General features: G+C 61.2%; 20 protein-coding genes. 6 read left to right on the forward strand and 14 right to left on the reverse strand.

From position 1 onward, the window contains the following. Nucleotides 1–173 precede the first annotated feature (173 nt). Genes QRN41_RS07565 through QRN41_RS07575 form a run of 3 tightly spaced genes read left to right on the forward strand, consistent with a single transcriptional unit; the run spans nt 174 to nt 3,137 of the window. Nucleotides 174–2,279, forward strand: a complete 2,106-nt coding sequence (locus tag QRN41_RS07565) for a putative bifunctional diguanylate cyclase/phosphodiesterase (protein WP_167417818.1) — start codon at nt 174–176, stop codon at nt 2,277–2,279. 41 nt (nt 2,280–2,320) lie between these two features. After that, a complete protein-coding gene (locus tag QRN41_RS07570; RefSeq protein ID WP_094064272.1) occupies nt 2,321–2,821 on the forward strand; it encodes a M48 metallopeptidase family protein in 501 nt (166 codons plus the stop codon). Between the two features lie 19 nt (nt 2,822–2,840). Beyond that, nucleotides 2,841–3,137: a winged helix-turn-helix domain-containing protein gene (locus QRN41_RS07575; RefSeq protein WP_034139632.1), complete on the forward strand. Its 297-nt coding sequence runs from the start codon at nt 2,841–2,843 to the stop codon at nt 3,135–3,137. A 76-nt stretch (nt 3,138–3,213) separates the two neighbouring features. Here the strand turns inward: QRN41_RS07575 and QRN41_RS07580 are convergent, their stop codons facing one another. After that, entirely contained in the window at nt 3,214–3,666 is a 453-nt protein-coding gene (locus QRN41_RS07580) for a GNAT family N-acetyltransferase (RefSeq protein ID WP_034101761.1), read from the reverse strand. A gap of 190 nt (nt 3,667–3,856) precedes the next feature. Between QRN41_RS07580 and QRN41_RS07585 the strand changes: the two genes are divergently transcribed. After that, on the forward strand, nt 3,857–4,594 hold the full coding sequence (locus QRN41_RS07585) for a substrate-binding periplasmic protein (protein WP_034139630.1): 738 nt from the start codon (nt 3,857–3,859) through the stop codon (nt 4,592–4,594). 74 nt (nt 4,595–4,668) lie between these two features. On the opposite strand, the gene yccS is transcribed toward QRN41_RS07585, so the two are convergent. The 10 genes from yccS to betI all read right to left on the reverse strand — a co-directional run bounded on the left by yccS (nt 4,669) and on the right by betI (nt 19,372). After that, complete coding sequence (gene yccS / locus QRN41_RS07590) at nt 4,669–6,852, reverse strand: YccS family putative transporter (protein ID WP_285421417.1); 2,184 nt, start codon at nt 6,850–6,852, stop codon at nt 4,669–4,671. Nucleotides 6,853–6,981: 129 nt separating this feature from the next. Then, nucleotides 6,982–8,160, reverse strand: a complete 1,179-nt coding sequence (locus QRN41_RS07595) for a BaiN/RdsA family NAD(P)/FAD-dependent oxidoreductase (RefSeq protein ID WP_034101207.1) — start codon at nt 8,158–8,160, stop codon at nt 6,982–6,984. A gap of 98 nt (nt 8,161–8,258) precedes the next feature. Next, complete coding sequence (gene dbpA / locus QRN41_RS07600) at nt 8,259–9,596, reverse strand: ATP-dependent RNA helicase DbpA (RefSeq protein WP_231980942.1); 1,338 nt, start codon at nt 9,594–9,596, stop codon at nt 8,259–8,261. A 209-nt stretch (nt 9,597–9,805) separates the two neighbouring features. After that, a complete protein-coding gene (gene mdtD / locus QRN41_RS07605) occupies nt 9,806–11,233 on the reverse strand; it encodes a multidrug transporter subunit MdtD (protein ID WP_285421418.1) in 1,428 nt (475 codons plus the stop codon). A gap of 36 nt (nt 11,234–11,269) precedes the next feature. After that, on the reverse strand, nt 11,270–12,160 hold the full coding sequence (locus QRN41_RS07610) for an alpha/beta fold hydrolase (protein ID WP_094064269.1): 891 nt from the start codon (nt 12,158–12,160) through the stop codon (nt 11,270–11,272). Nucleotides 12,161–12,454: 294 nt separating this feature from the next. After that, nucleotides 12,455–13,771, reverse strand: a complete 1,317-nt coding sequence (locus QRN41_RS07615) for a TldD/PmbA family protein (protein ID WP_285421419.1) — start codon at nt 13,769–13,771, stop codon at nt 12,455–12,457. Further along, entirely contained in the window at nt 13,771–15,213 is a 1,443-nt protein-coding gene (locus tag QRN41_RS07620) for a TldD/PmbA family protein (RefSeq protein ID WP_094064267.1), read from the reverse strand. The genes QRN41_RS07615 and QRN41_RS07620 overlap by 1 nt, the downstream gene beginning before the upstream one ends. Nucleotides 15,214–15,378: 165 nt before the next feature. Then, nucleotides 15,379–17,082 carry a choline dehydrogenase gene (betA, locus tag QRN41_RS07625; RefSeq protein WP_094064266.1) on the reverse strand — a complete coding sequence of 568 codons (1,704 nt, stop codon included), beginning with the start codon at nt 17,080–17,082 and terminating at the stop codon, nt 15,379–15,381. A gap of 114 nt (nt 17,083–17,196) precedes the next feature. Further along, the gene (gene betB / locus QRN41_RS07630) at nt 17,197–18,669 is read right to left on the reverse strand and encodes a betaine-aldehyde dehydrogenase (protein ID WP_034115325.1); all 1,473 of its coding nucleotides are present in this window, start codon (nt 18,667–18,669) and stop codon (nt 17,197–17,199) included. Nucleotides 18,670–18,778: 109 nt separating this feature from the next. Beyond that, the gene (betI, locus tag QRN41_RS07635) at nt 18,779–19,372 is read right to left on the reverse strand and encodes a transcriptional regulator BetI (protein ID WP_034101198.1); all 594 of its coding nucleotides are present in this window, start codon (nt 19,370–19,372) and stop codon (nt 18,779–18,781) included. 387 nt (nt 19,373–19,759) lie between these two features. On the opposite strand from betI, the gene QRN41_RS07640 reads away from it, so the two are divergent. Next, entirely contained in the window at nt 19,760–21,694 is a 1,935-nt protein-coding gene (locus QRN41_RS07640; protein WP_243269822.1) for a BCCT family transporter, read from the forward strand. 153 nt (nt 21,695–21,847) lie between these two features. Here QRN41_RS07640 and choV read toward each other — a convergent pair whose 3' ends face one another. The 3 genes from choV to QRN41_RS07655 all read right to left on the reverse strand — a co-directional run bounded on the left by choV (nt 21,848) and on the right by QRN41_RS07655 (nt 24,885). After that, nucleotides 21,848–23,026, reverse strand: coding sequence for a choline ABC transporter ATP-binding protein (gene choV / locus QRN41_RS07645; protein WP_034101196.1), 1,179 nt, complete (start codon nt 23,024–23,026; stop codon nt 21,848–21,850). Then, nucleotides 23,023–23,868 (reverse strand): choline ABC transporter permease subunit, encoded by an 846-nt coding sequence (choW, locus tag QRN41_RS07650; RefSeq protein ID WP_016972877.1) that lies wholly within the window; start codon nt 23,866–23,868, stop codon nt 23,023–23,025. The genes choV and choW overlap by 4 nt, the downstream gene beginning before the upstream one ends. Nucleotides 23,869–23,937: 69 nt before the next feature. After that, entirely contained in the window at nt 23,938–24,885 is a 948-nt protein-coding gene (locus QRN41_RS07655; RefSeq protein WP_094064264.1) for a choline ABC transporter substrate-binding protein, read from the reverse strand. 417 nt (nt 24,886–25,302) lie between these two features. Here QRN41_RS07655 and QRN41_RS07660 point away from each other — a divergent pair, with 417 nt between their 5' ends. Then, nucleotides 25,303–26,679 (forward strand): L-serine ammonia-lyase, encoded by a 1,377-nt coding sequence (locus tag QRN41_RS07660; RefSeq protein ID WP_034101194.1) that lies wholly within the window; start codon nt 25,303–25,305, stop codon nt 26,677–26,679. Nucleotides 26,680–26,948: the final 269 nt, after the last annotated feature.

Genomic DNA, 26,948 nt, shown 5'->3' on the forward strand with positions numbered 1-26,948 from the left:
ATGAATCGGGGGCTGTAGCGGTTGACCGTTAGTCGGCTGCCCGAACTTTGGCGCAATGATGGCATCCACTTCCCTTCTGATTTTTCAGAACCAGAGCTAGAGTGAAGCCTCAGTGTTTATCCGGGTTTTATCTCAGAAGTGACCGGAGCGGCAATCTAAGGATGAGACGTAGCATGGAATGCGCTCCACACCACGGCGATGGCAGTTCGGTTCTTCTGGTGGTCGACGACTACCCCGAAAACCTGATCAGCATGCGCGCCCTTCTGCAACGCGAGGATTGGCACGTGGTGACCGCCGCGTCCGGCGTGGAAGCGCTGGAATTGCTGCTGCAGCATGACGTCGATTTGGTATTGCTGGACGTGATGATGCCGGGCATGGACGGTTTTGAAGTCGCCCGCCTGATGCGCGGCAGTCAACGTACGCGCATGACCCCGATCATTTTTCTGAGTGCCAATGCGCAATCGCCTGCTTCCGTCCTGGAAGGCTATGCCAGCGGCGCCATCGATTACCTGTTCAAGCCTTTCGACCCACATATTCTCAAACCCAAGGTCCAGGCGTTGTTGGAGCACCAGCGCAACCGCCGGGCTTTGCAGCGCTTGAGCCACGACCTGGAGTCGGCCCGCGCCTTCAATGCCTCGGTGCTCGACAACGCTGCCGAAGGCATTCTGGTGGTCAGCGAGGAGGGCGTGATTCAGTACGCCAACCCGGCGATCTCGCGCTTGCTTAACGCCACGCACAATGAGCTGCAGGGCCAGCCGTTTCTGAGTTTTCTGCAAAAGCCCCATGTGCCCAGTTGGCAGGATTCGCAGATGTATGCCGGTTACCAAACGGGCCAGACCTGGCGCCTGCATGATGCCCTGCTGCGCACCGGTCGCGGTCAGCAGGTGCCTGTGGCGTTATCCTGCGCGCCGCTGCCGTCCGAGCAGAAGGCGATGGTGGTGACGGTGCTGGACATGTCCGAGGTGCGCCACCTGCATCAGCAACTGGAGTTTCAAGCGGTCACCGACCCACTCACTGGTTTGCTCAATCGCCGTGGGTTCTATCAAGCCGTAGAAAACAGCCTGTTGCGTGGCGAGCGGGGGGAGCAGTCGCTGGTGCTGCTGTACCTGGACCTCGATGGATTCAAGAGGGTCAACGATTCCCTGGGCCATGATGCTGGGGACCGGGTGCTGCGCTGGGTCTCGGAACAATTGCAAGGTTGCCTGCGTTCCTACGACATCATCGGACGCATGGGCGGTGATGAATTTACCGCGTTGGTGGAGCTGGAGTTTCCGGAGCAGGCGGCAAAAATTTCGGAAAAACTGATCGAACGGGTGTCTGTCTGTCAGCAAGTCGACGGTTTGGATGTGATGCTCGGCGTGAGTATCGGCATCGCCACGTTTCCGGACTGCGGCGCGGATTTGAATGGTCTGCTGCGCGCGGCCGATATCGCTATGTACGAAGCCAAACGCGCAGGGCGTCAGCAATATCGCTATTTCGACCAGGAAATGAACGGGCGTGCCCGCTCACGCTTGATGCTCGAAGACAGCGTGCGCACGGCAATCGAAAATAAAGAGTTCACCCTGGTCTACCAGCCGCAAGTGTCGTTGGAGGATGGGCGCTTGCGCGGCGTGGAAGCCTTGTTGCGCTGGCAACACCCCAGTGTGGGCGACGTGCCGCCGGGGTTGTTCCTGCCATTGCTGGAGGAGGCGCGGCTGATCAGCCAATTGAGCGCGTGGATCTACCAGCAGGTCGCCGCCCAGCGTCATGCCTGGCACAGCACTTTCGATGAAGAGCTGGTGCTGAGCGTGAGCCTGAGCAGCAGCCAGTTCAATATGCCCAACCTGGCCAACCAGCTGCAGCAGATGCTGGAGTGCTACGGTTTGAACGGGCGTCAGTTGGAGGTGGAGATCGGCGAGGATTGCCTGATGAGCAACCGCGAGGAGGCCATCAAGCAACTCAAGTTGTTGCGTCGCATTGGTGTGCGTATCGCCTTGGATGACTTTGGTTCCGGGCAGTGTTCCCTGGCCCATCTGCGCGATCTGGAGTTCGACACCCTCAAGCTCGATCCGAAATTAGTGGCGCGCCTGCCGGGCTCGGCGCGCGATGCGGCCATGGCCCGCAGCATTATTGAGTTGTGTGCGCATTTTGAAGTGCTGGTGGTGGCCGAGGGCGTGGAAACCCAAGAGCAGGCCCACTGGCTCAGGGCGCACGGCTGTCCGTTCGTTCAAGGGCCATGGGCGGCATTGCCGTTGATGGCCGAGGAAATGGTCGACTGGTCCCGCACCCGCGTGAGTTGAATTGGTTACACTGACGCCCTTTGAATCCTGCCGCGCACGCCATGACTACGCTGAAATACCTCCAGGCCTACCCTGTCACTCTTCAGGAGCAAGTGCGCCAGATGATCGCCAAGGACCAATTGGGCGCCTATCTGGAACAGCGTTATCCCGAGCGCCATGGGGTGCAGAGCGACAAGGCCTTGTATGCCTACGCGCTGGCCTTGAAGCAGGAACACCTGCGCAACGCGCCGGCTATCGACAAAGTGCTGTTCGATAACCGCCTGGACCTGACGCATCGAGCCCTGGGCCTGCACACGACCATTTCCAGGGTGCAGGGCGGCAACCTCAAAGCCAAGAAAGAGATTCGCATCGCCGCCTTGTTCAAAGAGGCCGCGCCGGAATTTCTGCGCATGATCGTGGTGCATGAGCTGGCGCACTTCAAGGAATCGGACCACAACAAGGCGTTCTACAAACTCTGCCAATACATGATGCCGGATTACCATCAGGTGGAATTCGACCTGCGGGTATACCTCACGTATCGCGACCTGCTGGGCAAACCCTGACCGCACAAGGCCAATGACCATGGATGTGAGCAAGACCAAAAGCAGCTTCTACCGCCGCCTCTACGTGGCCTACCTGATCGACAGCGGCCAGGCCAGCAACGTACCGGCGCTGACGGAGATGACCGGCATGCCTCGGCGCACGGCCCAGGACACCATTGCCGCGCTCGCCGACTTGGATATCGTGTGTGAGTTCGAACAGGAAGACGGCGCCCGCAACCATGCCGGGTGTTATCGGATTCGCGATTGGGGCGCGATCGATCGGCGCTGGATCGAAGCCAATCTGGCCTCGATCAAGCGCGTGCTGGGTTATCCCTGAGGTCTTGTTTGATTCACTGGCATCATAGGGGGCAAGCCCCTTCCCGCAGTTGATCGCAGTGCTCTGGGTGGCTTTCTCAGGCGCGCCGCATGCCGATATGAGGAATGTCGTCCTCCAGGTATTCCTCTCCCGCCACCACGAAACCGTAGCGGCCGTAATAACCCTGCAAATGCGCTTGGGCTGACAGAAATATCGGCGTATCAGGCCAGATATCGTCAATCTGCTTGAGGGTTTCTTCCATCATCCGGTGCGCCAACCCGGTGCCCCGTGCCGCTGGGGCAATGATCACTCGGCCGACCACCACGTCACCCCCTTGGGTATCGGGGTCCAGCAGCCGTAGGTAGGCCACCAGCTCGTCATTCTGCCAGCCCATCAGGTGATGGGTGTCGCCGATCAAGTCCTGCCCGTCGACGTCCTGATAGATGCATTTCTGCTCCACTACGAAGACTTCGTTGCGTAACCGCAGGATGGCGTAGAGCTGATCCTTGCCCAGGTCATTGTGGTGTTTGCAGACCCAATCAACTGTCATGGTGTGTTCTCGAATAGATGTCTGTTCTTGATAGTAAGCGCGACGGGCAACTCTGTCTAAATGGTCTATTGTGGTGAATGAAATCAATTAGCCATCACTGAGTGCTCTGTTTCCCCGTTTCTTTGTGTAATCTGGGCTACTGTTAACACCTCAGGTATGGCCTGAGCTAGGCTCGCCAAGGATTTTGAGCATGCCGCGATTTTCTCGTGCCGTTGCTTTAATTGGAGTGTTGTTGCTGGCTCAGCCGGCGTTTGCGCAGCGTTTGCGCCTGGTTGCGGATGCCTGGCCACCGTTTACCGATGCGACCTTGATCAATGGCGGGCTGGCCACCGATATCGTCACCACGGCCCTGGCCCGTGCAGGTTATGCCAGTGAATTCGAACAGGTGCCCTGGGCCCGGGCATTGATGGGCGTGGGCGACGGGCGCTATGACGTGCTGATCAACGCCTGGTACGACGACGCCCGCACGCAACTGGGCGAATTCTCCAATGAGTACCTGATCAACCGCGTGCGCTTCATCAAGCGTCGCGACGACCCTATCGACTACCAGACCCTGGAGCAACTACACGATTTCCCGATTGCCGTGGTGCGCGGCTATGCCTATTCGGCGGCGTTCGACGGGGACGCGCAACTGCAGAAAGTACCGGTGCATAACTTCGCCATGGCCGTACGCATGCTGGCGGCGCAGCGGGTGCGGCTGACGGTGGAGGATGAGTATGTGGCGCGCTATTACCTGTCCCGCGAATCGCCCCGGGTGCGCAACGCCATAGAGTTTTTGCCCAAGCCGCTGAGTGAAAACAGCCTGCACATTCTGGTCAGCCTCAAGCACCCCGAGCATGCACAGATTGTGGCGGGCTTTGACCGGGAAATTGCCAAGATGAAAGCCGATGGCAGTTACGAGCGGTTGATGAAGGCCCATGGTATGTAGTGCCTGTGCGGGCCTTATCGGGGGGACCGTGTGAATCAGATCAATGTGGAAGGGGGCTTGCCCTCGATAGCGACCTAAGCCGCGTCGGTGTCCTTGATCAAATGTGCCGCCAGTGTGCGCAACGGCCCCAGCTGTCGGCAGATCAGCGCCAGTTGCGTTTGCACCAAGCGCTGCCCTTCGTCGATCTCATCCGGCATCTGCTCCAGCTCGGCGGCCAGGGCCTCTTCGGCGTCGCTCTGGATCGCAATCGGTTGTTTGTTGGCCAGCCCCGTGGCGATTTCGTCAATGCTGGCCGACAGGCTGTGGCCGGCGCCGTTGATCAGGTGTTCGCGCACGTCGGCCGGCAGTGCGGTGTCGCGGTGTGCGCCCAGCCCCGACAAATAGCTGAGCAAAGTGTGTGACAGCACCAGGAAGCGAAAGCCCACGTCGGCTTCTTTGCGAAAGTGCCCCGGCTCCATCAGCATGTTGGCCAAGGTGGTGGACAGCGCCGCATCGGCGTTGTGCGCATTGCGCCTGGCCAGGCGATAGGCCAGGTCGTCGCTCTTGCCGGCGGCGTACTGCTGCATGATTTGCCGGAGGTAGATGCTGTTGCAGGTCAGGGTGTTGGCCAGCACTTTGTTCAGGCGCCGGCCCTGCCAGTCCGGCAGAAACAGGAACACCGCCAGCCCCGCGATCAGGCTGCCGAGCAACGTATCGAACAGCCGTGGCAGGAACAGCCCGTAGCCATCGCCCACTTGGTTGAAGCAGAACAGCACCATCAGCGTGATCGCCGCCGTGGCCAGGGTGTAGCGGGTGGTGCGATTGATAAAGAACACCAGGCCGGCAGCGATGGCGAACATCGATTGCACCAGCGGGCTGGGGAACAGATCGAACAGCGCCCAGGCCACGGTCAGGCCGATGGCGGTGCCGACGATCCGTTGGCCCAGTTTGCGCCGGGTGGCGCCGTAGTTGGGTTGGCACACGAACAGCGTCGTGAGGATGATCCAGTAACCCTGGGATGCGTGAATCGCATGCAAGGTGCCGTAGCCGATGGTCAGCGCCAACGACAGGCGCAACGCATGGCGGAACAGCAATGACGTCGGCGTCAGCTGCGTGCGCAGCCGTGTCCACATTTCCTTGAGGTTACGCGGCGCGCGATCGAGCAGATTGCTGTCGGTGGCGTCGGCCAGGGCGTCGGGGTTGCTGGCGTCGCCGAGCAGGCGGTCGAGGGTCGACAGGTTGGCCGCCAGGGCGCGCAACGAGCGCAGCAGGCCGCGCCAGGCCGGGTTGCTCTGGATGCGCAGGTGTTCCAGCGAGGCATTCAGGTCACCGAGGGCTTCGGCAAAACTGTCGTCGTAAACGAACGGCTGGCGCAACTGGATCGACTCAGCGAGGGCCTGGCAGGCCTTGCCTTGCTGGCGCAACAGGCGCTGGCAGCGGAACAGCACGTCGCTGTGGAAAAACGCCTCCGCCAGGGCGTTGTAGGGATAGTGCGAAGAACTGGCGCGTTCGTGGATGTCCTGGGCCAGAAAGTACAGCTTCAGGTAGCGGCTGACCTTCGAACCCGGGCGACCATTGCCCACGCGGTGCAGGATGATTTCCTTGGCCGCATTCAGCGCAGCGACTACGCGACCATTCTGCTGGGCCAGTTCCAAGCGACGGGCTTCTACATCCAGTTGGCGGATCGGTTCGAACAGCGACGATTTGAGCTTGAGGTAACGCCCCAACTCGCGAAACAAACGCGCCAGGCTCTGTTGCACCGGCTGGTTGGAAAACAGCACCTGCCACAACACTGACAACGCGCCGTACCAGGCAGCGCCGGCCACCAGCAGCAGCGGTTCGTGCCAGAAGTCCGACACCGCCCCTCCGCGCTGATCCACACCGATCATGGTGTAAACCGACAGAATCAGCGTCGCCGAGGCAATCGCACCGTAGCGTTCGCCAAGGGCGCCGAGCATGGTCAGGCAGAAACTCGCCAGCGCCAGGGCAATCGCGAACAGCCAGGGGTAGGGGAACAACAGTTCCACCGACAGCGCGGCGATGCTGAAACACACCAGGGTCACTGCCAGGGCATTGAGGCGGCCTTGCCAGCTGTCATCGGTCTCGGCCAGAGCACTGGCGATAATCCCCAGGAACAGCGGGATCAGCAGGGTCATTTCATCCTGATACCAGCACAGCGCCATGCTGCCGGTGAGGGCGATGAATACCCGAACGCTGTAGCTGAATTTATCCAGCGCCCATAGGCGCCGCATGGACTGCTTGAACGAGGTCGATGACATGAAGGCTGGAGTCTTCCGGAACGATGCCGCTAAATTGAGGCAGTAAGGACGCCACGGCAAGCGTGGTGATCACATCTCACCGCAAATTATTCCCCAGGCACACCGCAAATCGGAAGATGGGAGGCTTCGTCAGACGTATTGCGCGGCGGCGTAGCCCGATGCCCACGCCCACTGGAAGTTAAACCCGCCCAAGTGGCCGGTCACGTCCAGCACTTCGCCAATAAAGTACAGCCCTGGGCTTTTCAGCGACTCCATGGTCTTGGACGAGACTTCCCGCGTGTCCACACCGCCCAGCGTCACTTCGGCGGTGCGATAGCCCTCGGTGCCGGCGGGCACGAACTGCCAGCTCGACAACTTCTGCGCGATGTCTGCGACTTCGGCATGGGTGTATTGCTTCATCGGCTTGGACGCGAACCAAGTGTCTGCCAGCAGGTTGGCCATCTTTTTGGTGAAGATCTCACCGAGCAGGGTCTTCAACTCGCTGTTCGGCCGCTCGACCTGTTGCTGTTGCAGCCAGGTGTGGGCGTCGTGCTCGGGCAGCAGGTTGATTTCGACCGTATCGCCCGGTTCCCAGTATGAGGAAATCTGCAGGATCGCCGGCCCGCTCAGGCCGCGATGGGTAAACAGCAGATTCTCGCGAAAACTCTGGCCGTTGCAGCTGGCCACGCAATCCACGGAGGTGCCGGACAACTCGGTGCACAGCGCCTTGAGCTGATCGGTGATGGTGAACGGCACCAATCCTGCGCGGGTCGGCAGCAGTTCATGGCCGAACTGCTTGGCCACCTGATAGCCAAAACCTGTGGCACCCAGGGTTGGGATCGACAGGCCGCCGGTGGCGATCACCAGGGATTCACAGCGCAGCTCACCGAGGGTGGTTTGCAGCTGATAGCCGCTGTCGAGCTTGGCGATTTCCTGGATGGAGGTGTCCAGGTGCAGGCTTACACCGGTCTGGATGCACTCATCGAGCAACATGCCGAGGATGTCGCTGGATTTGTTATCACAGAACAGCTGGCCGAGTTTCTTCTCGTGGTACGGCACGCCGTGCTTGGCCACCAGCCCGATGAAGTCCCATTGGGTGTAACGGGCCAGGGCCGACTTGCAGAAGTGCGCGTTGTGGGACAGGAAGTTGGCCGGCTCGGTGTACATATTGGTGAAGTTGCAGCGGCCACCGCCGGACATCAGGATCTTCTTGCCGGCCTTGTTCGCATGGTCGATCAACATCACTTTGCGCCCACGACCAGCGGCGGTCAGTGCGCACATCAAGCCTGCGGCGCCGGCGCCAATGATCACAACTTCGGTCGAGCGCACAGCAATGTCCTCATAAAAATACGGGTCTGAATGCAATCAAAACGGTGGGAGGGGGCAAACCCCCTCCCACATTGGATATTCATAGGTCGCAGATCGGGTTACAGGATCCGCACGCGCAACGAGCGGCCCTTGATCTTGCCGTCGTTCAAGCGTTGCAGTGCTTGCTTGGCGATGCCCCGTTCCACGGCCACGAACGCCTGGAAGTCGAAGATCGCGATCTTGCCAACCTGGGCACCGGGGATGCCGGCTTCGCCGGTCAATGCACCGAGGATGTCACCTGGGCGCACTTTGTCTTTACGGCCAGCGGCAATGCACAGAGTGCTCATCTGCGGCAGCAACGGACCACCGCTTTGTGGCTTGAGGTTGTCCAGTTGGTCCCAGTTCAGCGGCGACTTTTGCAACTGCTCGATGGCCTGGGCACGATGCGCCTCGGACGGCGCCACCAGGCTGATGGCGATGCCGGTCTCACCGGCGCGGCCGGTGCGGCCGACGCGGTGGATGTGGATTTCCGAGTCGCGGGCCAGTTCGACGTTGATCACCATGTCCAGCGAATCAATGTCCAGGCCACGGGCGGCCACGTCGGTGGCCACCAGCACCGAGGTGCTGCGGTTGGCGAACATCGCCAGTACCTGATCACGGTCGCGCTGTTCCAGGTCGCCGTGCAGGCCGACGGCGGAGATGCCCTTGGCCGTCAGGTGGTCGACGGTTTCCTGCACTTGCTGCTTGGTAAAGCAGAACGCCACGCACGAGGCCGGACGGAAATGCGCCAGCACCTTGGTCACCGCGTCCATGCGTTCTTCCGGGGAGATCTCATAGAAACGCTGCTCGATCTGCTCGTCGGAATGGAACGCTTCGGCCTTCACCTGCTGTGGCGCGCGCATGAACTTGGAGGCCAACTGCTTGATGCTCACCGGGTAGGTGGCCGAGAACAGCAGGGTCTGACGGCGTGGCGGGGTCTTGCTGATGATGTCTTCGATGGCGTCATAGAAACCCATGTCGAGCATGCGGTCGGCTTCATCGAGGATCAGCGTGTTCAAGCCGTCCAGCACCAGCGAACCCTTGCGCAGGTGTTGCTGGATACGGCCCGGGGTGCCGACGATCACGTGGGCGCCATGTTCCAGCGAAGCGATCTGCGGGCCGAGGGACACGCCGCCGCACAGGGTCAGCACCTTGATGTTGTCTTCGGCGCGGGCCAGGCGGCGGATTTCCTTGGCCACCTGGTCGGCCAGCTCGCGGGTCGGGCACATCACCAGGGCCTGGCAACCGAAGTAGCGCGGGTTGATCGGGTTCAGCAGGCCGATGCCGAAGGCGGCGGTCTTGCCGCTGCCGGTCTTGGCCTGGGCAATCAGGTCCAGCCCCTTGAGGATCACCGGCAAGCTTTGTGCCTGGATCTGCGTCATCTCGACGTAACCCAGCGAGTCGAGGTTAGCCAGCATGGCGGCGGACAGCGGCAAGGTATTAAAAGCGGTGGCGATGGTGGTCACGGGGCGGGCTCTGCAAAAACAAAATGTCGCGCAGTGTAGCAGCCCCCCGTAGGTTTTTTCGCATGGTTCAGACGAGGGGGGGGCAGCGGCAAGTTATAAGCGGCAAGCGGCAAGCTTGAAGCTTGAAGCTTGAAGCTTGAAGCTTAACGCTCGCAACTGCTTCAATGCTCAATGTGCTGCTCCGGGCTGGCCGCCCGTTTGCCGTCTTTTGGCGACAGTTGCAGGAAAATCGCCGCCGCCAACATCGCCATGACGCCCACGGTGAGGAAGGTCAACTGGAACGCGCCGAGCACGGTATTGACCCCGTCATTGCCGGCTTCGGCGGTGAACCCGCCCAGCAATGCGCCGGCGCAGGCCACGCCGAGGCTCAGGGACAATTGCGCCACCACCGACAGCAGGCTGTTGCCGCTGCTGGCCTGGACGTCGTCGAGGTCGATCAAAGTCACGGTGTTCATCGCGGTAAATTGCAAGGAGTTGATCGCCCCCAGCACCGCCAGCATGCCCAGCAGCAGCGGGTAGGGCGTCTGCTCGCTGACCAGGCCCATGCTCGCCAGCATGATGCCCAGCGCCAGGGTGTTGCCGGTCAGCACTACGCGGTAGCCCAGGCGTTCGATCAGCGGCCGCGCCACGGACTTGGCGAACATCGCCGCCGCCGCCAACGGTAGCATGCTCATGCCGGCCTCCGACGGTGAATACCCCAGCGCCACCTGCAACAGCAGCGGCACCAGAAACGGCAACGCGCCGCTGCCCAGGCGGGCGAACAGGTTACCCAGGATGCCCACGGCAAAGGTGCGGGTCTTGAACAGCACCGGCGAAAACAGCGGGTTGTCGATATGCCCGGCGCGCAGCCAGTACGCCGCCAGGCACGCCAGCCCGCCGAACAGCAGCAACATCACCCGCAGGTGCGGCAGGTGCAGTTCGCCCAGGCCCTCCATGGCGATGGTGATCAGCACCATCGCCGCGCCGAACAGTACAAAGCCCATTCCGTCAAAGCGCGTGCGTTCACTGCCGCGCAGGTCCGGGATGAACTTCCACACGGCGTAGCACCCGATCATGCCCACTGGCAGGTTGATCAGAAAGATCCAGTGCCAGGTCAGGTATTGCACCATCCAGCCGCCCATGGTCGGGCCAAGCAGCGGGCCGAGCAGGCCAGGGATGGTGATGAAGCCCATGATCCGCACCAGCTCGGAGCGCGGGTAGGCGCGCAATACCACCAGGCGTCCCACCGGCAGCATCAGCGCGCCGCCCAGACCCTGCACGACCCGAGCCCCCACCAGCATGGTCAGGCTGCTGGACAGCGCGCACAGCAGCGAGCCGATGCTGAACAGCATGATTGCGCCAAAGAAGATCTTCTTGGTGCCGAAACGGTCGGCGATCCAGCCCGATGCCGGGATCAGCAAGGCGACCGTGAGCATGTAGGCGATCACCACCCCCTGCATGCGCAACGGGTTTTCCGCCAGGTCCCTGGCCATGGCCGGCAGGGCGGTGTTGAGAATCGTCCCATCGAGTGACTGCATAAAGAAGGCAATCGCCACCACCCAGGGGAGCCAGCGGGCGGTCTTGGCATCGAGAGGGGCGCGATCGGGCATGGGGGACCTTTTTGTTAGCCGGCTATGTGTCGGCGATTATGCGCCATCCATCGCGCCTTTTCCCACTGGCGGTTGGTCTAAATCCGACAACACCGCGTGCTCGCCCACCAGGAAGTCCAACAGCGCGCGATGCACCGCCAGGGCGGCCTCGCGGGATTCCAGATCCAACAGGTGACCGGTGTGTTGCGCCACCGCAAAACTGCTGCGCCCCACGTATTGCTTGAACAATTGAGCGTCGGCGGCGGGAGTGTATTCGTCCAGCGCGCCGTTGAGGAAATGCACCGGCGTTTCGATTTGCCGCAGCGCCGGCAGGTAATTGCCGTCGCCCAATGCCAGCACCTGGTGGATATGAAAGCGCGCTTGCCGGTATTCGGTGGTGGCCATGTTCGACAGGTGCCGATGGTTATTGCGCTTGAGACGCGGCGACAGGTATTTGCCTACGGTTTCGTTGAGCAAATGGCCGACGGCGGATTTGTCATCGGCCTCGATCAGCACGCGCACGCGGTCCACGTAGTCGAGCATGGCTTGGTTGAGGTTGGGTGCCAGGGCCATCACCACCGAGCTTTTGATGGAGGGCGGGTTGTGCGCCAGGGTGAGCAGGGTGGAAATGCCGCCCCAGGAAGCCGACACCAGATGGTTGACCTCGAAACGCTCCACCAGCGCCCGCAGGATCTGCACCTCGTCGTCCTTGGTGACCAGGTCAAGGTCGCCGTTGTGTTCGCGTGAATAGCCGGAGAACGGCAGGTCGAACAGCAGCACATTGAAGTGTTCGGCCAGGCATTTGCTGGTACGCGCGAAAGACCGCGTGGTGGAGAGCGCCCCATTGACCAGCAGGACGGTGTCCTTGTGTGGATCGTTTCCCAGTCGCTCAACGTGGACGTTGTAGTGCTTGTACAGCCGTTCAATGACAAAACTTCCATGGTTCATGTCAACGCTCCAGCTTGTCCTTCCCCGGACAAGGTCATGCTTTGCGTGCGGGCACGCGGGTAGGGTGGCGGGATGCCACTAACCCTTATAACGAGGTTTTTTACAGGCGACAACAGGCTGCCCGCGCGCACGGTGCGCAAGAGAAATGACCGTAGGAACGGGTAAAGCCGAGCTGTCTGAAACCAGCACAAGACAATGTGCGAGGGGGCTTGCCCCCGACAGCGGTGTGTCAGTCAATGAGCACTTGGTTGAACACCGCTATCGGGAGCAAGCTCCTTCCCACAGGGAGAGTCTTTACAACGTCAGGGTCAGGCGTTTTATCAGCGCCCCCGGTAACAGATTGGAGGCTGTGTTGCGCTGACCGTAGGTACTGGGTGACAGCAGTAACTCTCGCTCGGCGGTCAGTGCTTCCAGCTGCGACCCGAGCAGGCTGTACACGCTGTCATCAAAACGCATGGTGCTGACCGGCGCCTTGATCTCGCCGTCCTCCACCCAGAACGTGGCGAAGCGCGTCATGCCGGTCAGGCGCGCGGCCGGCAGGTCGGAGTAGTTCAGGTACCACAGGTTGCTGATATACAGCCCGGTGCCCAACTGCTTGAGGATCTCGGCTTGGGCCAGGTCGCCCGCCGCCATTTGCAGGGCGCTGGGGGATTCGTCGCCACTGGCGCCGTTGGCGCTCAGGCCGTATTCGGCGGCGCTGCGCGAATTGACCAGTTGGCCGCTCGCCTGGCCGGCGTCGATCAGCGTTACATCGCTGCGCGGGTAGCCTTCGCTGGAGAACGCCTGGCTCAGGGAGCCGCTGATGCGTTCTTGCACCGTCACTCGTTCATTGAGGTGTTGCTCGCCGGCATACAGACGTTGCAGCGAGCTGCCTTTGCTGGCGATAGCCTGGGCGGAAAAACCGCCCCAGGTGATGATGCCGATGATTTCTTCAAGCGCTGCCGGTGCCAGGTAAGCGCGGTATTGACCCGGTGCCAGGGTGTGCAGCGGCCGGCCGAGGAAGTCGAGCTGGTCGCGGGCTTGCTGCAAGCGCCGGGCGAACTCGGCGCTGTCCCAGGTGTGCCCAGCGTAGCTGGCTTTGACCGCTTCGCCATTGGCATGGAACAGGCTGAAATCGAAGTTGAAGCTATTGGCCTGGTGCCAGCCGAATGCGCCGTCGGAACTGGCAAAGCCACGGCTGATAGGGCCGGCGGCATAGAAGCCCACCAGGTCCAGCGCGTCTGCGGCCTGGCTGATTTCGGCCAACACCTGGGCCAGTTCCGGCAAGGGTTGGGCCTGTTCGTTGTGGCTGTGCCAGGCGTCGTGGTTGAGCAACAGGTAGGGATCCGGTGGCAGCAGCGGCAAGGTTTCGCGCAACTGCTGCAGGCCTTCGGCCAGACGCTGGCGATCCAGTTCCGAGTCGCCGACCAGGGTGATGCTCAGGTCGGCGTGACGCCCGTCGCTGATCAACTTGAGGTTCACGCTGGCCTGCTGCACCTGCCCTGCCTGACGCACTTTGGCGTGGTTGAAACGCACGAACTCCGACGCTTCGGCGGCATAGCCCAGGTGAAACTGTTCCTTGTCGGTGATGGCTTGGGTGAGCCACTGCACCAATGCCTTGAAATCATTCATCAGGCATCTCCTCCGAAAACGTCGACGTTGCTGAACACGCAGGCCGGCGAGGCATGGCCGACACGGATCACCTGGTTGGGCTCGCCCTTGCCGCAGTTGGGCGTGCCCAGCACCTGGAAGGTACTGGCGTCGCCCACCGCGCTGAGGTTGCGCCAGAACTGCGCGGAAATCGCGCGGTAGTTGGGGTTCTTCACCACGCCTTTGAGTTCGCCGTTTTCGATCAACTGGCCCCATTCGCAGCCGAACTGGAACTTGTTGCGCGCGTCATCAATGGACCACGAGCGGTTGGTCGACATCAGGATGCCGCTTTCGATACCGCCGATCATTTGCGCCAGGCTCTGGTCGCCGGCCTCGATATTCAGGTTGGCCATACGGTCGATCGGCGGGCGGTTCCAGCTGCTGGCCCGGCTGTTGGCCACACCGCCCATGCCGGCGCGAAATTGCGACAACGCACCGCCCAACGGCTTGAGCAGCAAGCCTTCGCGGATCAGGAACTGCTTGCTGGCGGCGCTGCCATCGTCGTCATGGCTGTAGCTGGCGAGCTGTTCGGGGATGTTCGGGTCGAACGTTACGTTGAGCAGGCGGGAGCCGTATTGCAGGTGGCCGAAGTCGCTGGCCTTGACGAAACTGGTGCCGGCGTAATTGCGTTCATCGCCGAGGATGCGGTCCAGCTCCAGCGGATGGCCGATGGATTCGTGGATCTGCAGGATCATCTGGTCGGGCATCAGCAGCAGGTCGCGCGGACCCTGGGGCGTGTTGGGCGCCAGCAACAGTTGCAGGGCTTCGTCGGCCACCCGTGGTGCGGCGCCTACCAGGCCGAAGCGGCGGATCACGTCATAGCCGCCTTGCTGGCCGAAGTTGGTACCGCCCAGGGTGCGGGTCTGGCTGTCAGTGCTGTCGTAGGCGGTGACACTCACGCCGGGGAACACAAAACGTTGGGCCTGACGCAACTCGGCGCCAGCGCTGTTGAGGTAGATCTGCTCGACCTGAGTCAGGCCAAGGCTGACGTCCCAGCTGACCAGGCGCTCGTCTTTCGGCACGGCGGCAGACTCATCGCCCAGCAATTGATAGCAGTCGCTCAAGGCAGGAAAGGGCTGGTTGAGTTCGGGCGACAGATAGTCGGCCACGTCGCTGGACACCTGCTGATCGCGCAGGTCGAGCAACGCATGGGGCTTGATCCGCAGCGCCTGCTGTTCGGCGCGTTCGAGGGCGGCTTGCAGGCCGGCCAGGGAAATATCGTGGGTCGCGGCGTAAGCCTCCACACCGTTGAGACGCACGGTGAGCATGACGCCCTCGTCGTGGTTCATGTGCGGCGGTTCGGCGACATTCTTGCGCACCGACAGGTATTGGCCGGACTCGCGTACGTAGCGCAGGGAGAAGAAGTCGGCGGTGGTGCGCAGGGCACCGAAATGTTTTTTGAGTGTGGCGTGGTGGTCGAACATAGGGCCTTCCTTGTGGGCGGCTCGGTGCGGGCAGGCAACAGAGTAGCTTATCAAGGAGGCGTTTTGCATTGGCGGGTCGGGCGCTATCGGGGGCAAGCCCCCTCCCACACACGGTCAAAATGTGGGAGGGGGCTTGCCCCCGATGAAGGCACCGCGGTGTATCAGTTACTGCGCAGTCGGCCCCACTTCACGCAACGGCTTGCCACGTACCGGCGCGTCGCCCGCCACGTAGTAGTCGGCGGTGCTGCGTGGCAGCGGCTGGCGGCCACGGATCTTGTCGGCGATTTTCTCGGCGATCATGATCGTCGGTGCATTCAGGTTGCCGGTGGTGATGATCGGCATGATCGACGCATCCACCACCCGCAGGCCCTGCATGCCATGCACGCGGCCTTCGCCGTCCACCACCGCCATCTCGTCGGTGCCCATCTTGCACGAGCAGGACGGGTGGAACGCGGTCTCGGCGTGTTCGCGGATGAACTTGTCGAGCTGCTCGTCGGTTTGCACGTCGATGCCTGGGCTGATTTCGCGGCCACGGAAAGGGTCCAGCGCCGGCTGTTGCATGATTTCCCGGGTCAGGCGGATGCCGTCGCGGAATTCCTGCCAGTCCTGCTCGGTGGCCATGTAGTTGAAGAGGATGCTCGGGTAGTCCCGTGGGTTCTTCGATTTCAGCTGCACACGGCCACGGCTCGGCGAACGCATGGAACCCATGTGCGCCTGGAAACCGTGCTCTTTCACACCGTTGCTGCCGTTGTAGTTAATCGCCACCGGCAGGAAGTGATACTGGATGTTCGGCCATTCGAACTCTTCACGGGTACGGATAAAACCGCCCGCTTCGAACTGGTTGCTGGCGCCGATGCCGGTGCCGTTGAACAGCCACTCGGCACCGATGGCCGGCTGGTTGTACCAGAGCAGCGACGGGTACAGCGACACCGGCTGAGTGCAGGCGTATTGCAGGTACAGCTCAAGGTGGTCCTGCAGGTTTTCACCGACGCCGGGCAGGTCGTGGACCACCGGGATATCCAGGCTTTCCAGCAATTTGGCCGGGCCAACACCGGAGCGTTGCAGCAGTTGCGGCGAAGCGATTGCGCCACTGCACACCAGCACTTCTTTGCGCGCGCGGGCTTCAACGCGTTCTTCGGCGGCGCCGATCAGGTAACGCACGCCCACGGCGCGCTTGCCTTCGAACAAGACTTTGTCGGTCAGCGCGTGGGTGACGATGGTCAGCGTGGAGCGCTTCTTGGCGGTGTCCAGGTAACCGCGCGCGGTGCTGGCGCGCCGGCCGTTCGGCGTGACGGTGCGGTCCATCGGGCCGAAACCTTCCTGCTGATAGCCGTTGAGGTCTTCGGTGCGCGGGTAACCGGCCTGCACGCCGGCTTCGACCATGGCGTGGAACAGCGGGTTATTGCCGGCCTTGGGCGTGGTTACGCTGACCGGACCGTCGCCACCGTGGTAGTCGTTGGGGCCGATGTCGCGGGTTTCTGCCTTGCGGAAGTACGGCAGGCAATCGAGGTAAGTCCAGTTTTCCAGACCCGGCAGCTTCGCCCAGTTGTCGTAGTCCATGGCGTTGCCACGGATGTAGCACATGCCGTTGATCAGCGACGAACCACCCAGGCCCTTGCCGCGACCGCATTCCATGCGGCGGCCGTCCATGTGCGGCTCTGGATCGGTCTCGTAGGCCCAGTTGTAGCGACGGCCTTGCAGCGGGAACGCCAGGGCGGCTGGCATCTGGGTACGGAAATCCAGACGATAGTCGGGGCCGCCGGCTTCCAGCAGCAGGACGGTGACGCCTTCGTCTTCGGTCAGGCGGGTTGCTAAAGTGTTGCCCGCAGAACCTGCGCCAACAATGATGTAGTCGTATTCTTGAGTCATGGGGTCTCCTTTAGAGCGGCAAGCTCTAAGCTTCAAGCTGCAAGAAAGAGCAGCGAGCGGTGTATCTGGGAGGTGCGGCGAGCTTGCAGCTTGAAGCTCGCCGCTTGAGGCTCATCAGAACACTGATGCGTAATCGCCCAGCTCAACCTGTACCGATTTGATGCGGGTGAAGTTGTTCAGCGAGCTGATGCCGTTCTCACGGCCCACACCCGATTGCTTGTAGCCGCCCACCGGCATTTTCGCGTCGGACTCGCCCCAGGCGTTGATCCAGCAGATGCCCGCTTCCAGTTGATGAATCACGCGGTGGGCGCGGTTCAGGTCCTTGGTCACCAGACCCGCGGCTAGGCCGAAGTCGGTGTCGTTGGCGCGGCGGATCACTTCTTCTTCGGTCTCGTAGGTGAGGATGCTCATCACTGGGCCGAAGATTTCTTCACGCACGATGGTCATGTCGTCGGTGCAGTCGGTGAATACGGTCGGTGCCACGAATGCGCCTTTGGCGAAGTCGCCATCGGTCAGGCGATCGCCGCCGCACAGCAGACGTGCACCTTGCTCTTTGCCCTTGGCGATGTAGCCCAACACGCTTTCCATATGGGCAAAGCTGACCAGCGGGCCGAAGTTGGTGTTCTCGTCTTCCGGGTTGCCGATGCGGATGCGCGCCACGCGCTCGACGATCTTGGCTTCGAACGCCGCTTGCAGGTGCTTGGGCACGAACACGCGAGTGCCGTTGGTGCAGACCTGACCGGAGCTATAGAAGTTGGCCATCATGGCGGTGTCGGCGGCGCGATCCAGGTCGGCGTCGTCGAAGATGATCAGCGGGGACTTGCCGCCCAGTTCCATGGTGACGTCTTTGAGCGAGGAACTCGACGCGCTGGCCATGACTTTCTTGCCGGTGTCGGTGCCGCCGGTGAACGAAACTTTTTCGATGCGCGGGTGCTCGGTCAGCCAGGTGCCGACTTCACGGCCACTGCCGGTCAGGACGTTGAACACACCGGCGGGAACACCGGCTTCGGTGTAGATTTCGGCCAGTTTCAGGGTGGTCAGCGAGGTGACTTCGCTCGGCTTGAAGATCATCGCGTTGCCGGCGGCCAGGGCCGGGGCGGATTTCCACAGGGCGATCTGGATCGGGTAGTTCCACGCACCGATACCGGCGACCACGCCCAGCGGTTCGCGGCGGGTGTAGACGAAGGAAGTGTCGCGCAGCGGGATCTGCTCGCCTTCGATGGCCGGCACCAGGCCTGCGTAGTATTCCAGCACGTCGGCGCCGGTAACGATGTCGACGTACTTGGTTTCGGAGAAGGCTTTACCGGTGTCCAGGGTTTCCAGGGCGGCCAGCTCATCGTTACGCTCGCGCAGGATGTCGACGGCACGACGCAGGATGCGCGAGCGCTCCATGGCAGTCATGGCGGCCCAGATTTTCTGGCCTTTTTCAGCGCTGACCACGGCACGTTCAACGTCTTCTTTCGTTGCACGTTGCACTTGGGCGAGAACTTCACCGTTAGCCGGGTTGATGGCTTCGAAAGTGGCATCGCTGCCAGCGTCGCTGTAGCCGCCGTCAATGTAGAGTTTTTGCAGGTCGAAACGGGCCATAAAGTCCTCGCAAGTGCATAAGTGGTTGGCGTTACCCGCCGACAGTGGGCCATGAGGGTGTGGCATCACTGCGCGGCGGACGTTCAGGGGTTGAGCATTTATAAGGGCTCTAACTCACCTGCTTGGCCAATTGGAAATCCATGTATTCGTAAGCGATGCGTTGCGCCTGCTCCGTGTCGAAAGCGTCTCCCGACAGAGCGCCGCGCAACCACAAACCGTCGATCAACGCCGCCAGGCCGCGAGCCGCGCTGCGGGCTTCGGGCAGCGGCAGCGCTCGGCGGAACTGGCAGCACAGGTTGGAATACAGACGTTGATCGTTGATCCGCTGCAACCTGTGCAATGACGGGTGATGCATGCTGGCGGCCCAGAAGGCCAGCCAGGTTTTCATTGCCGGGCCATTGACCTGGCTGGCGTCGAAGTTGCCTCCGATGATCACCTGAATGTGTGCCCGTGGGCTGTCATCCTTCAGCGCAAGCCTGCGCTCGTAGACGTTCTCGATCAGCACATTCATCAAGTACCGCATCGTTGCGGCGATCAGACCGTTCTTGTCCTGAAAGTAGTGACTGATGATGCCGTTCGATACACCGGCCAGACGGGCGATCAGCGCAATGCTGGCGTCTGCCATCCCCACTTGATCGATGGCCGTCAACGTGGCTTCGATCAACTGTTGGCGGCGTATGGGTTGCATACCGACCTTGGGCATGTAGCACGTCTCCTTAGGCCTGCCGGCGGGCGATCACGTCCATCGGCTTGAAGGCCAGTCTATTTTGTTTTGATTGAACGTTCAATCAACAAAGAATAAGCTCTGCGACAAATCGTCGCTGCTGGCAGGTTTTCAGCCCGTTCTGACAGCGACATCTGACACCTGGAACATCCCTGGAAGGGCCCGCTCAAGGGCCTGCCGCCGCTTTCGCGGGGGCGGGGATTTTCGGGGTGTCTTTATAACACCCGTCCGTCGACTGCCGAAAAATCGATGTCCCGGGATAACCGTTGCCTTGTGTTTCTCTCTCGCACTGCCCGGAGCATCTGCGCCATGAGTTCTGCCTCTCTTATAAAGACCCCGCCGGAAAAGGTCCGGGTCAACGGTTGGGTGTTTTACACCTCCACCGCGCTGATTCTGTTGTTGACCGCTGTCCTGATCGCCGCCCCGCAGGAGGCCGGGCGCATGCTTGGGGTCGCCCAGGCGTGGCTGTCCAAAAGCTTTGGCTGGTACTACATGGTAGTCATCGCCGCTTACCTGGTGTTTGTGGTGGGGCTGGCGTTTTCGTCCTACGGCAAATTGAAACTGGGCAGCAAGGACGACACCCCGGACTTCAGCTACGGCGCCTGGGCCGGCATGTTGTTCTCCTCGGGGATCGGCATTTCGCTGCTGTACTTCGGCGCTTCGGAGCCGCTGGACCATTACTTCAACCCGCCCGAAGGCGTGGCCGGCAGCAACCTGGCCGCGCGCCAGGCGCTGCAACTGACCTTTCTGCACTGGGGCCTGCACGGCTGGGCGATCTACGCCCTCGTCGGCCTGGCCGTGGCGTACTTCGCCTACCGGCATAACCAGCCGCTGGCCTTGCGCTCGGCGTTGTACCCGCTGGTGGGCGAGCGCTGGGTGAAGGGCGCGGCCGGCCACGCGGTGGACGGTTTCGGCATGTTCGTGACCCTGCTGGGCCTGGTGACCAACCTGGGCATCGGCGCGATGCAGGTGTCGTCCGGCCTGGAAAACCTGTTCGGCATGCAGCACAGCAACACCAACCTGCTGATCGTGATCATCGTGATGAGCACCGTGGCGACCATCGCCGCCGTGTCGGGGGTGGAGAACGGTATCCGTCGTTTGTCCAACCTCAACATCGTGCTGTTCAGCGGTTTGCTGATCTTTGTGTTGTTGTTCGGCCCGACCCTGCACCTGCTCAACGGCTTCGTGCAGAACATCGGCGATTACATGAACGGCCTGGTGTTGAAAACCTTCGACCTGTACGTCTACGAAGGCGACGGTGCCAAGACCGAACGCTGGATGGGCCTGTGGACTCTGTTCTACTGGGCCTGGTGGATTTCCTGGGCGCCATTCGTAGGCATGTTCATCGCGCGGATTTCCCGTGGCCGTACGGTGCGTGAACTGGTGGCGGGCGTACTGTTGATTCCGCTGGGCTTTACCCTGGCGTGGTTGTCGATCTTCGGTAACTCGGCGCTGGACCTGGTGCTGAACCATGGCGCGGTGGAGTTGGGCAAGACGGCGTTGGAACAGCCGTCCATGGCGATCTACCAATTGCTGGAGTACTACCCAGCGTCGAAAGTCGTGATTGGTGTGTCGATCTTTGTCGGCTTTGTACTGTTCCTGACCCCGGCGGATTCCGGCGCGGTGATGATGGCCAACCTTTCCTGCAAAGGCGGCAACGTAGATGAAGATGCGCCGCACTGGCTGCGGATCTTCTGGTCGGCGGTGATCACCCTGGTGACCATCGGCCTGCTGTTCGCCGGTAACTTCGAAGCCATGCAGACCATGGTGGTGCTGGCGGGGCTGCCGTTCTCGGTGGTGCTGATTTTCTTTATGTTCGGTTTGCACAAGGCCATGCGTCAGGACGTGGCGGTCGAACAGGAGCAGGCGCAACTGGCCGAACGTGGGCGTCGTGGCTTCAGCGAGCGTTTGACCGCACTGGATTTGCAACCGAGCCAGGCCACGGTGCAGCGCTTTATGGACAAGCACGTCACCCCGGCCTTGGAAGAAGCGGCGACTGCGCTGCGTGAACAAGGTTTGCAAGTGCAGACACTGTTGGGCAAGTCCAAGCGCTGCATCGGTGTGCGCATCGAGATGGAAGAGGGCAATCCGTTCGTTTATGAGGTGAGCCTGGATGCTTACTCGTCGGCGCCCAACGATGTGCCCGAAGAAGAGCGCACGCGCTATTACCGTGCCGAGGTCTACCTGCACAACGGGCCTCAGGAATACGACCTGATGGGCTTCACCCCGGAGCAAATCACCCGGGATGTGCTCGATCAGTTTGAAAGCCATCGGCAGCTCCTTGGCCGTGTCTATAGCTGATGCGTTGAAAGCCCGGTGGTGTCACTGACCCCACTGGGGCAAAAAATGTGGGAGGGGGCTTGCCCCCGATTGCAGTGTGTCAGTCAGTCCGTCTGTTACTGATCCACCGCTATCGGGGGCAAGCCCCCTCCCACCGTTGTTTTGCAGTGTGTGCTAGCCCAGGTTTTTGCCCAGCAGGGCATGGTAGAGCTCACTGTCGCCGAGGATCCCCACCACCTGGTTGTTGTCATGCAACACCAGCTTGTTACCCGTCTGATAACGAATCTGCAGCGCATCACGCATGCCGATATTCGAATCCACCAAGGTCGGTACGCGGCCCAGACCTTCCACCGGTTGCCCCGGTGCCCAGTTCTGCAGGTTCATCACCGCACCGTTCTGGCGGGCGCCCTGGATAGTGTTGCCTTCGGCCAGGTCCAGCCACGAGTCGCCGCTCGGGTCCAGGCACACCGAACCGTTGACGCGCTTGCAGTTGTCCAGGGTGCGCATCAGGCTACGGCCGCACAGCACGTTCAGCGGGTTGGTGTGGGCGACGAAGGTGCGCACATAGTCGTCCGCCGGGTTCAGCACGATCTCTTCCGGCACGCTGTACTGGATGATCTTGCCGTCCTTCATGATCGCAATACGGCTACCCAGTTTGAGCGCCTCGTCCAGGTCATGGCTGACGAATACGATGGTTTTGCTCAGCTTGCGTTGCAGTTCCAGCAACTCGTCCTGCAGGCCTTGGCGGATCAGCGGGTCGAGGGCGGAGAAAGGTTCGTCCATCAGCAGGATGTCGGCGTCCATCGCCAGGGCGCGGGCCAGGCCGACGCGCTGCTGCATGCCGCCGGACAACTCGTCGGGCTTCTTGTTGCGCCACTGGGCCAGGCCCACCAGTTCGAGCTTTTCGTCCACCAGCTTGCGCCGTTCTTTTTCCGGACGGCCCTGCATTTCCAGGCCGAAGCTGATGTTCTCGCGCACCGTCAGCCAGGGCATCAGGGCGAACTTCTGGAACACCATGGCGATGCGCTTGGTGCGCATCATTTTCAGCTCAGCGTCGGTGCAGGAAGCGATGTCGATCTGCCGACCTTCATGCTCCACGAACAGCTGCCCGCGGCTGACGGTGTTGAGGCCGTTGATGCAGCGCAGCAGGCTGGATTTGCCGGAGCCCGACAGGCCCATCAGCACGCAGATCTCGCCTTTTTCGATATCCAGGCTGGCCTTTTCAACGCCGACAATCTGCCCGGTCTTTTTCAGAATCTCGTTACGGCTCATGCCCTGGTCCAGCAGCTTGAGCGCTTCGCGTGGGTCTTTGGAGAAGATCACGTCGACTTTGTCGAATCGGATAATGCTCATGCATCACCCCCTACTTTGGCATCGGGTTGTTTGCAGATGCGGTCGAGCATGATGGCCAGCAATACGATCGCCAGGCCCGCTTCAAAGCCCAGGGCGATGTCGGCGGTGTTGAGTGCGTTGACCACCGGCTTACCGAGGCCGTCGGCACCCACCAGGGCCGCGATCACCACCATCGACAACGACAGCATGATGCATTGGGTAATGCCGGCGGCAATGCTCGGCATGGCGTGTGGCAGTTCAATGCGCGAGAGCAATTGACGGCGCGAGCAGCCGAAGGCTTTGCCGGCGTCCATCAACTCTTGCGGTACATCACGGATGCCCAGGTAAGTCAGACGGATCGGCGCGGCAATCGCGAACACCACCGTGGAAATCAGCCCAGGCACCACACCCAGCCCGAAGAGGGTCAGGGTAGGGATGAGGTAGACGAAGGTCGGTACGGTCTGCATCAGATCGAGCACCGGCCGCATCATGGTGTAGAACAACGGTTTGTGCGCGGCAACAATGCCCAGCGGCACACCGATGACCACGCAGACCAGGGTGGCGAACAGCACCTGCGCGAGGGTTTCCATGGTTTCCTGCCAGTACCCCAGGTTGAGGATCAGCAGGAAGGAGGCGATGACAAAAACCGTCAGGCCCCATTTACGTTGAATAAAGTGAGCCAGCAGCGCAATCAGACCGATCAATGCCAGCGGATTGAACCAGGTCAGCGCAAACGTCACGCCGTGGATCATCGTTTCCAGTGTCGATGCGATTGCGTCGAAGTAGTTGGCGCCGTGTTGGGTCAACCATTCGACGAAGGCAGCGATGTACTGGCCTAGTGGGATTTTCTGTTCAGTCAGCATGGTAGTGAATGTCCACATGCGAAGGGGAAAACATCCCGGGGCAGCGCACCGCCCCGGGGTCAGCGGGTGTTATTTGGCGAGGTAGGCTTTGACGGCCTCAAGGCCGGGTTTGCCGTCGACGGTGGTAACGCCGGCGAGCCAGGTGTCGAGCACTTGCGGGTTTTTCTGCAGCCAGGCTTTGGCGGCGGCGTCGGGCTTCATCTTGTCGTCCAGGACATTGCCCATCAGCGTGCTTTCCATGTTCAGGGTGAACACCAGGTTTTTCAGCAACTGGCCCACGTTGCTGCATTCCTGGGTGTAGCCCTTGCGCACGTTGGTGTAGATGGTGGCCTGGCCGTAGTTGGGGCCGAACGAATCGTCACCGCCGGTCAGGTACTTCATCTTGAAGCGGGTGTTCATCGGATGCGGTTCCCAGCCGAGGAACACGATGGCCTGGTCACGCTTGGTAGACCGTTCCACTTGGGACAGCATGCCGGCTTCGCTGGATTCGACCACTTTGAAGCCTGCGTCTTTCAAGCCGAACGCGTTCTTGTCGATCAGGGTCTGGATGGTGCGGTTGCCGTCGTTACCCGGTTCGATGCCGTAGATCTTCCCGCCCAGTTGGTCCTTGAACTTGGCAATGTCTGCGAAGTCTTTAAGGCCTTTTTCGTACAGCGCCTCGGGCACCGCCAGGGTGTACTTGGCGTTTTCCAGGTTGGCGCGCACGGTTTCCACGGTGCCGGCATCACGGTACGGCTTGATGTCGTTTTCCATGGTCGGCATCCAGTTGCCGAGGAACACATCCATGTTCTTGCCGTCGGCCAGGGACTTGTAGGTCACGGGTACCGAAATCATCGTGGTTTTGGTCTTGTAGCCCAGGGCCTTGAGGATTTCGCTGGTGGTCGCGGTGGTGACGGTGATGTCGGTCCAGCCGACATCGGAGAAGTTGACGGTCTTGCACTGTTCCGGTTCTGCCGCGTGCGCCAGGACTGGCAGACTCAGCATGGCGGCCAACAACAACGAGGGTGAAGCTTTCATGAGGCTAGACTCCTGTGTTTTTTCTGGCGGCATCTGCCGCGCTTTATTCAGTGTTGCGGTTGGAGCGTGCGATGACAGCTCTGGCACGGTGCCTTGCAAACGAGTCGGAACTGATCATGTACCAGTGAAAATCTGACGCCTACAGGGGGCGTCGTATCCAGTACAGGCAGGGTCGTATCCAGTGTTGGTGACGTCGTTTACAGGTTTTTACCAGGGCAAAACTGCTGTTTTTGCCCGTCTGCACCGTTAAAAACGGCCAAAACAGGTGATCACATGCAAGCGACGCTGGTGAGCATGGTTACGTCGGTGTGAGACGCCGAGGCAGCGAATAAAACCTTGATGATGCCGCCATCTGGGCGATCTGAGCGTAGCACCTCGTTCGAGCCCGGCCCGTGCTTATCGAGGAGTTTCACGTTAATGGCTATCAGCGTTTTCGACCTGTTCAAGATCGGCATCGGGCCTTCGAGTTCGCACACCGTCGGCCCTATGCGCGCCGCAGCGTTGTTCGTTCAAGCACTGCGTGAACGTGAGTGGTTGGAACGGGTGCGGCGTGTCGAAGTTCAGCTGTATGGCTCGTTGTCGGCCACCGGCATCGGCCATGGCAGCGACACGGCCACCATCATGGGCTTGATGGGCGAGTGGCCCGACGCGATCGACCCGTCGCAGATCGCCGGTCGCATCAGCACCCTGCGCGAAACCGACACACTGCTGCTCGACGGGCGCTTGCCGGTGCCCTTCGTCTGGGCCCGGGACATGCGCCTGCTGGACGAAAACCTGCCGTTCCACCCCAACGCCATGACACTGGTGGCGTACGGCGATGACGGTGAGCTGCACCGCGACACTTACTACTCGGTAGGCGGCGGTTTTGTGGTGGATGAAGCCCAGGCGCAAAGCGGTGTGGCGGACATGGACCGCACTGAGTTGCCTTACGATTTTTCCAGCGCTGTTGAGCTGTTGCAGCTGTGTAACACCCACCAGTTGCGCGTCGCTGAATTGATGATGGCCAATGAAAAGGTGTGGCGTTCCGAAGAAGAAATCCGCAGCGGCCTGATGAAGCTTTGGCACGCCATGCAGGATTGCGTGGAGCAGGGCCTCAAGCATGAAGGCATCTTGCCTGGCGGCCTCAACGTACGCCGCCGCGCCGCCAAGTTGCACCGTAGCCTGCAGGAATTGAACAAGCCCAATGTGATCGGCTCAACCTTGAGCGCCATGGAATGGGTCAACCTGTTTGCCCTGGCCGTCAACGAAGAAAACGCTGCCGGTGGGCGCATGGTCACTGCCCCTACCAACGGTGCGGCGGGGATCATCCCGGCAGTGCTGCACTACTTTATGAAGTTCAGCGAAGAGGTCACCGAAGCCAACGTGGTCGACTACCTGCTCGGTGCGGCGGCGGTGGGGATTCTGTGTAAGAAGAACGCCTCCATCTCCGGTGCCGAAGTGGGCTGTCAGGGCGAGGTGGGTTCTGCCTGCGCAATGGCGGCGGCCGGCCTGGCGGAGATCCTCGGCGCCACGCCGGAGCAACTGTGCAACGCCGCCGAAATCGGCCTGGAACACAACCTCGGCCTGACCTGCGACCCAGTGGGCGGGTTGGTGCAGGTGCCGTGCATCGAGCGCAACGCGATTGCAGCGGTCAAGGCGATCAACGCGGCGCAAATGGCCCTGCGCGGCGACGGCCAGCACTTTATCTCCCTGGACCGGGTGATCCGCACCATGCGCGATACCGGGGCGGATATGCATGACAAGTACAAAGAAACGTCGCGGGGTGGGTTGGCGGTAAGCGCGGTCGAGTGTTAAGACCCAGCCGCCTGCATCGGGGGCAAGCCCCCTCCCACCCTTGACCGGGTTCACAAATCAGAATGTGGGAGAGGGCAAGCTCCTGCCCACCCTTGGCTGTGTTTACAAATCAGAATGTGGGATAGGGCAAGTTCCTTCCCACTGTTGACTGTGTTCACAAATCAGAATTGGGAGGGGGCAAGCTCCTGCCCACCCTTGGCTGTGTTCACAAATCAGAATGTGGGAGAGGGCAAGCTCCATCCCACTCTGTGACTGTGTTCACCAATTTA

The organism is Pseudomonas sp. efr-133-TYG-23 (assembly GCF_030209215.1).
In the GTDB taxonomy this organism is placed as follows: Bacteria; Pseudomonadota; Gammaproteobacteria; order Pseudomonadales; family Pseudomonadaceae; genus Aquipseudomonas; species Aquipseudomonas rhodesiae.

Coding starts and splice junctions, on each gene's coding strand:
- QRN41_RS07565 (WP_167417818.1), top strand. CDS start 174: ATGGAATGCGCTCCACACCACGGCGATGGCAGTTCGGTTCTTCTGGTG.
- QRN41_RS07570 (WP_094064272.1), top strand. CDS start 2,321: ATGACTACGCTGAAATACCTCCAGGCCTACCCTGTCACTCTTCAGGAG.
- QRN41_RS07575 (WP_034139632.1), top strand. CDS start 2,841: ATGGATGTGAGCAAGACCAAAAGCAGCTTCTACCGCCGCCTCTACGTG.
- QRN41_RS07580 (WP_034101761.1), bottom strand. CDS start 3,666: ATGACAGTTGATTGGGTCTGCAAACACCACAATGACCTGGGCAAGGAT.
- QRN41_RS07585 (WP_034139630.1), top strand. CDS start 3,857: ATGCCGCGATTTTCTCGTGCCGTTGCTTTAATTGGAGTGTTGTTGCTG.
- yccS (WP_285421417.1), bottom strand. CDS start 6,852: ATGTCATCGACCTCGTTCAAGCAGTCCATGCGGCGCCTATGGGCGCTG.
- dbpA (WP_231980942.1), bottom strand. CDS start 9,596: ATGCTGGCTAACCTCGACTCGCTGGGTTACGTCGAGATGACGCAGATC.
- mdtD (WP_285421418.1), bottom strand. CDS start 11,233: ATGCCCGATCGCGCCCCTCTCGATGCCAAGACCGCCCGCTGGCTCCCC.
- QRN41_RS07610 (WP_094064269.1), bottom strand. CDS start 12,160: ATGAACCATGGAAGTTTTGTCATTGAACGGCTGTACAAGCACTACAAC.
- QRN41_RS07615 (WP_285421419.1), bottom strand. CDS start 13,771: ATGAATGATTTCAAGGCATTGGTGCAGTGGCTCACCCAAGCCATCACC.
- QRN41_RS07620 (WP_094064267.1), bottom strand. CDS start 15,213: ATGTTCGACCACCACGCCACACTCAAAAAACATTTCGGTGCCCTGCGC.
- betA (WP_094064266.1), bottom strand. CDS start 17,082: ATGACTCAAGAATACGACTACATCATTGTTGGCGCAGGTTCTGCGGGC.
- betB (WP_034115325.1), bottom strand. CDS start 18,669: ATGGCCCGTTTCGACCTGCAAAAACTCTACATTGACGGCGGCTACAGC.
- betI (WP_034101198.1), bottom strand. CDS start 19,372: ATGCCCAAGGTCGGTATGCAACCCATACGCCGCCAACAGTTGATCGAA.
- choV (WP_034101196.1), bottom strand. CDS start 23,026: ATGAGCATTATCCGATTCGACAAAGTCGACGTGATCTTCTCCAAAGAC.
- choW (WP_016972877.1), bottom strand. CDS start 23,868: ATGCTGACTGAACAGAAAATCCCACTAGGCCAGTACATCGCTGCCTTC.
- QRN41_RS07655 (WP_094064264.1), bottom strand. CDS start 24,885: ATGAAAGCTTCACCCTCGTTGTTGTTGGCCGCCATGCTGAGTCTGCCA.
- QRN41_RS07660 (WP_034101194.1), top strand. CDS start 25,303: ATGGCTATCAGCGTTTTCGACCTGTTCAAGATCGGCATCGGGCCTTCG.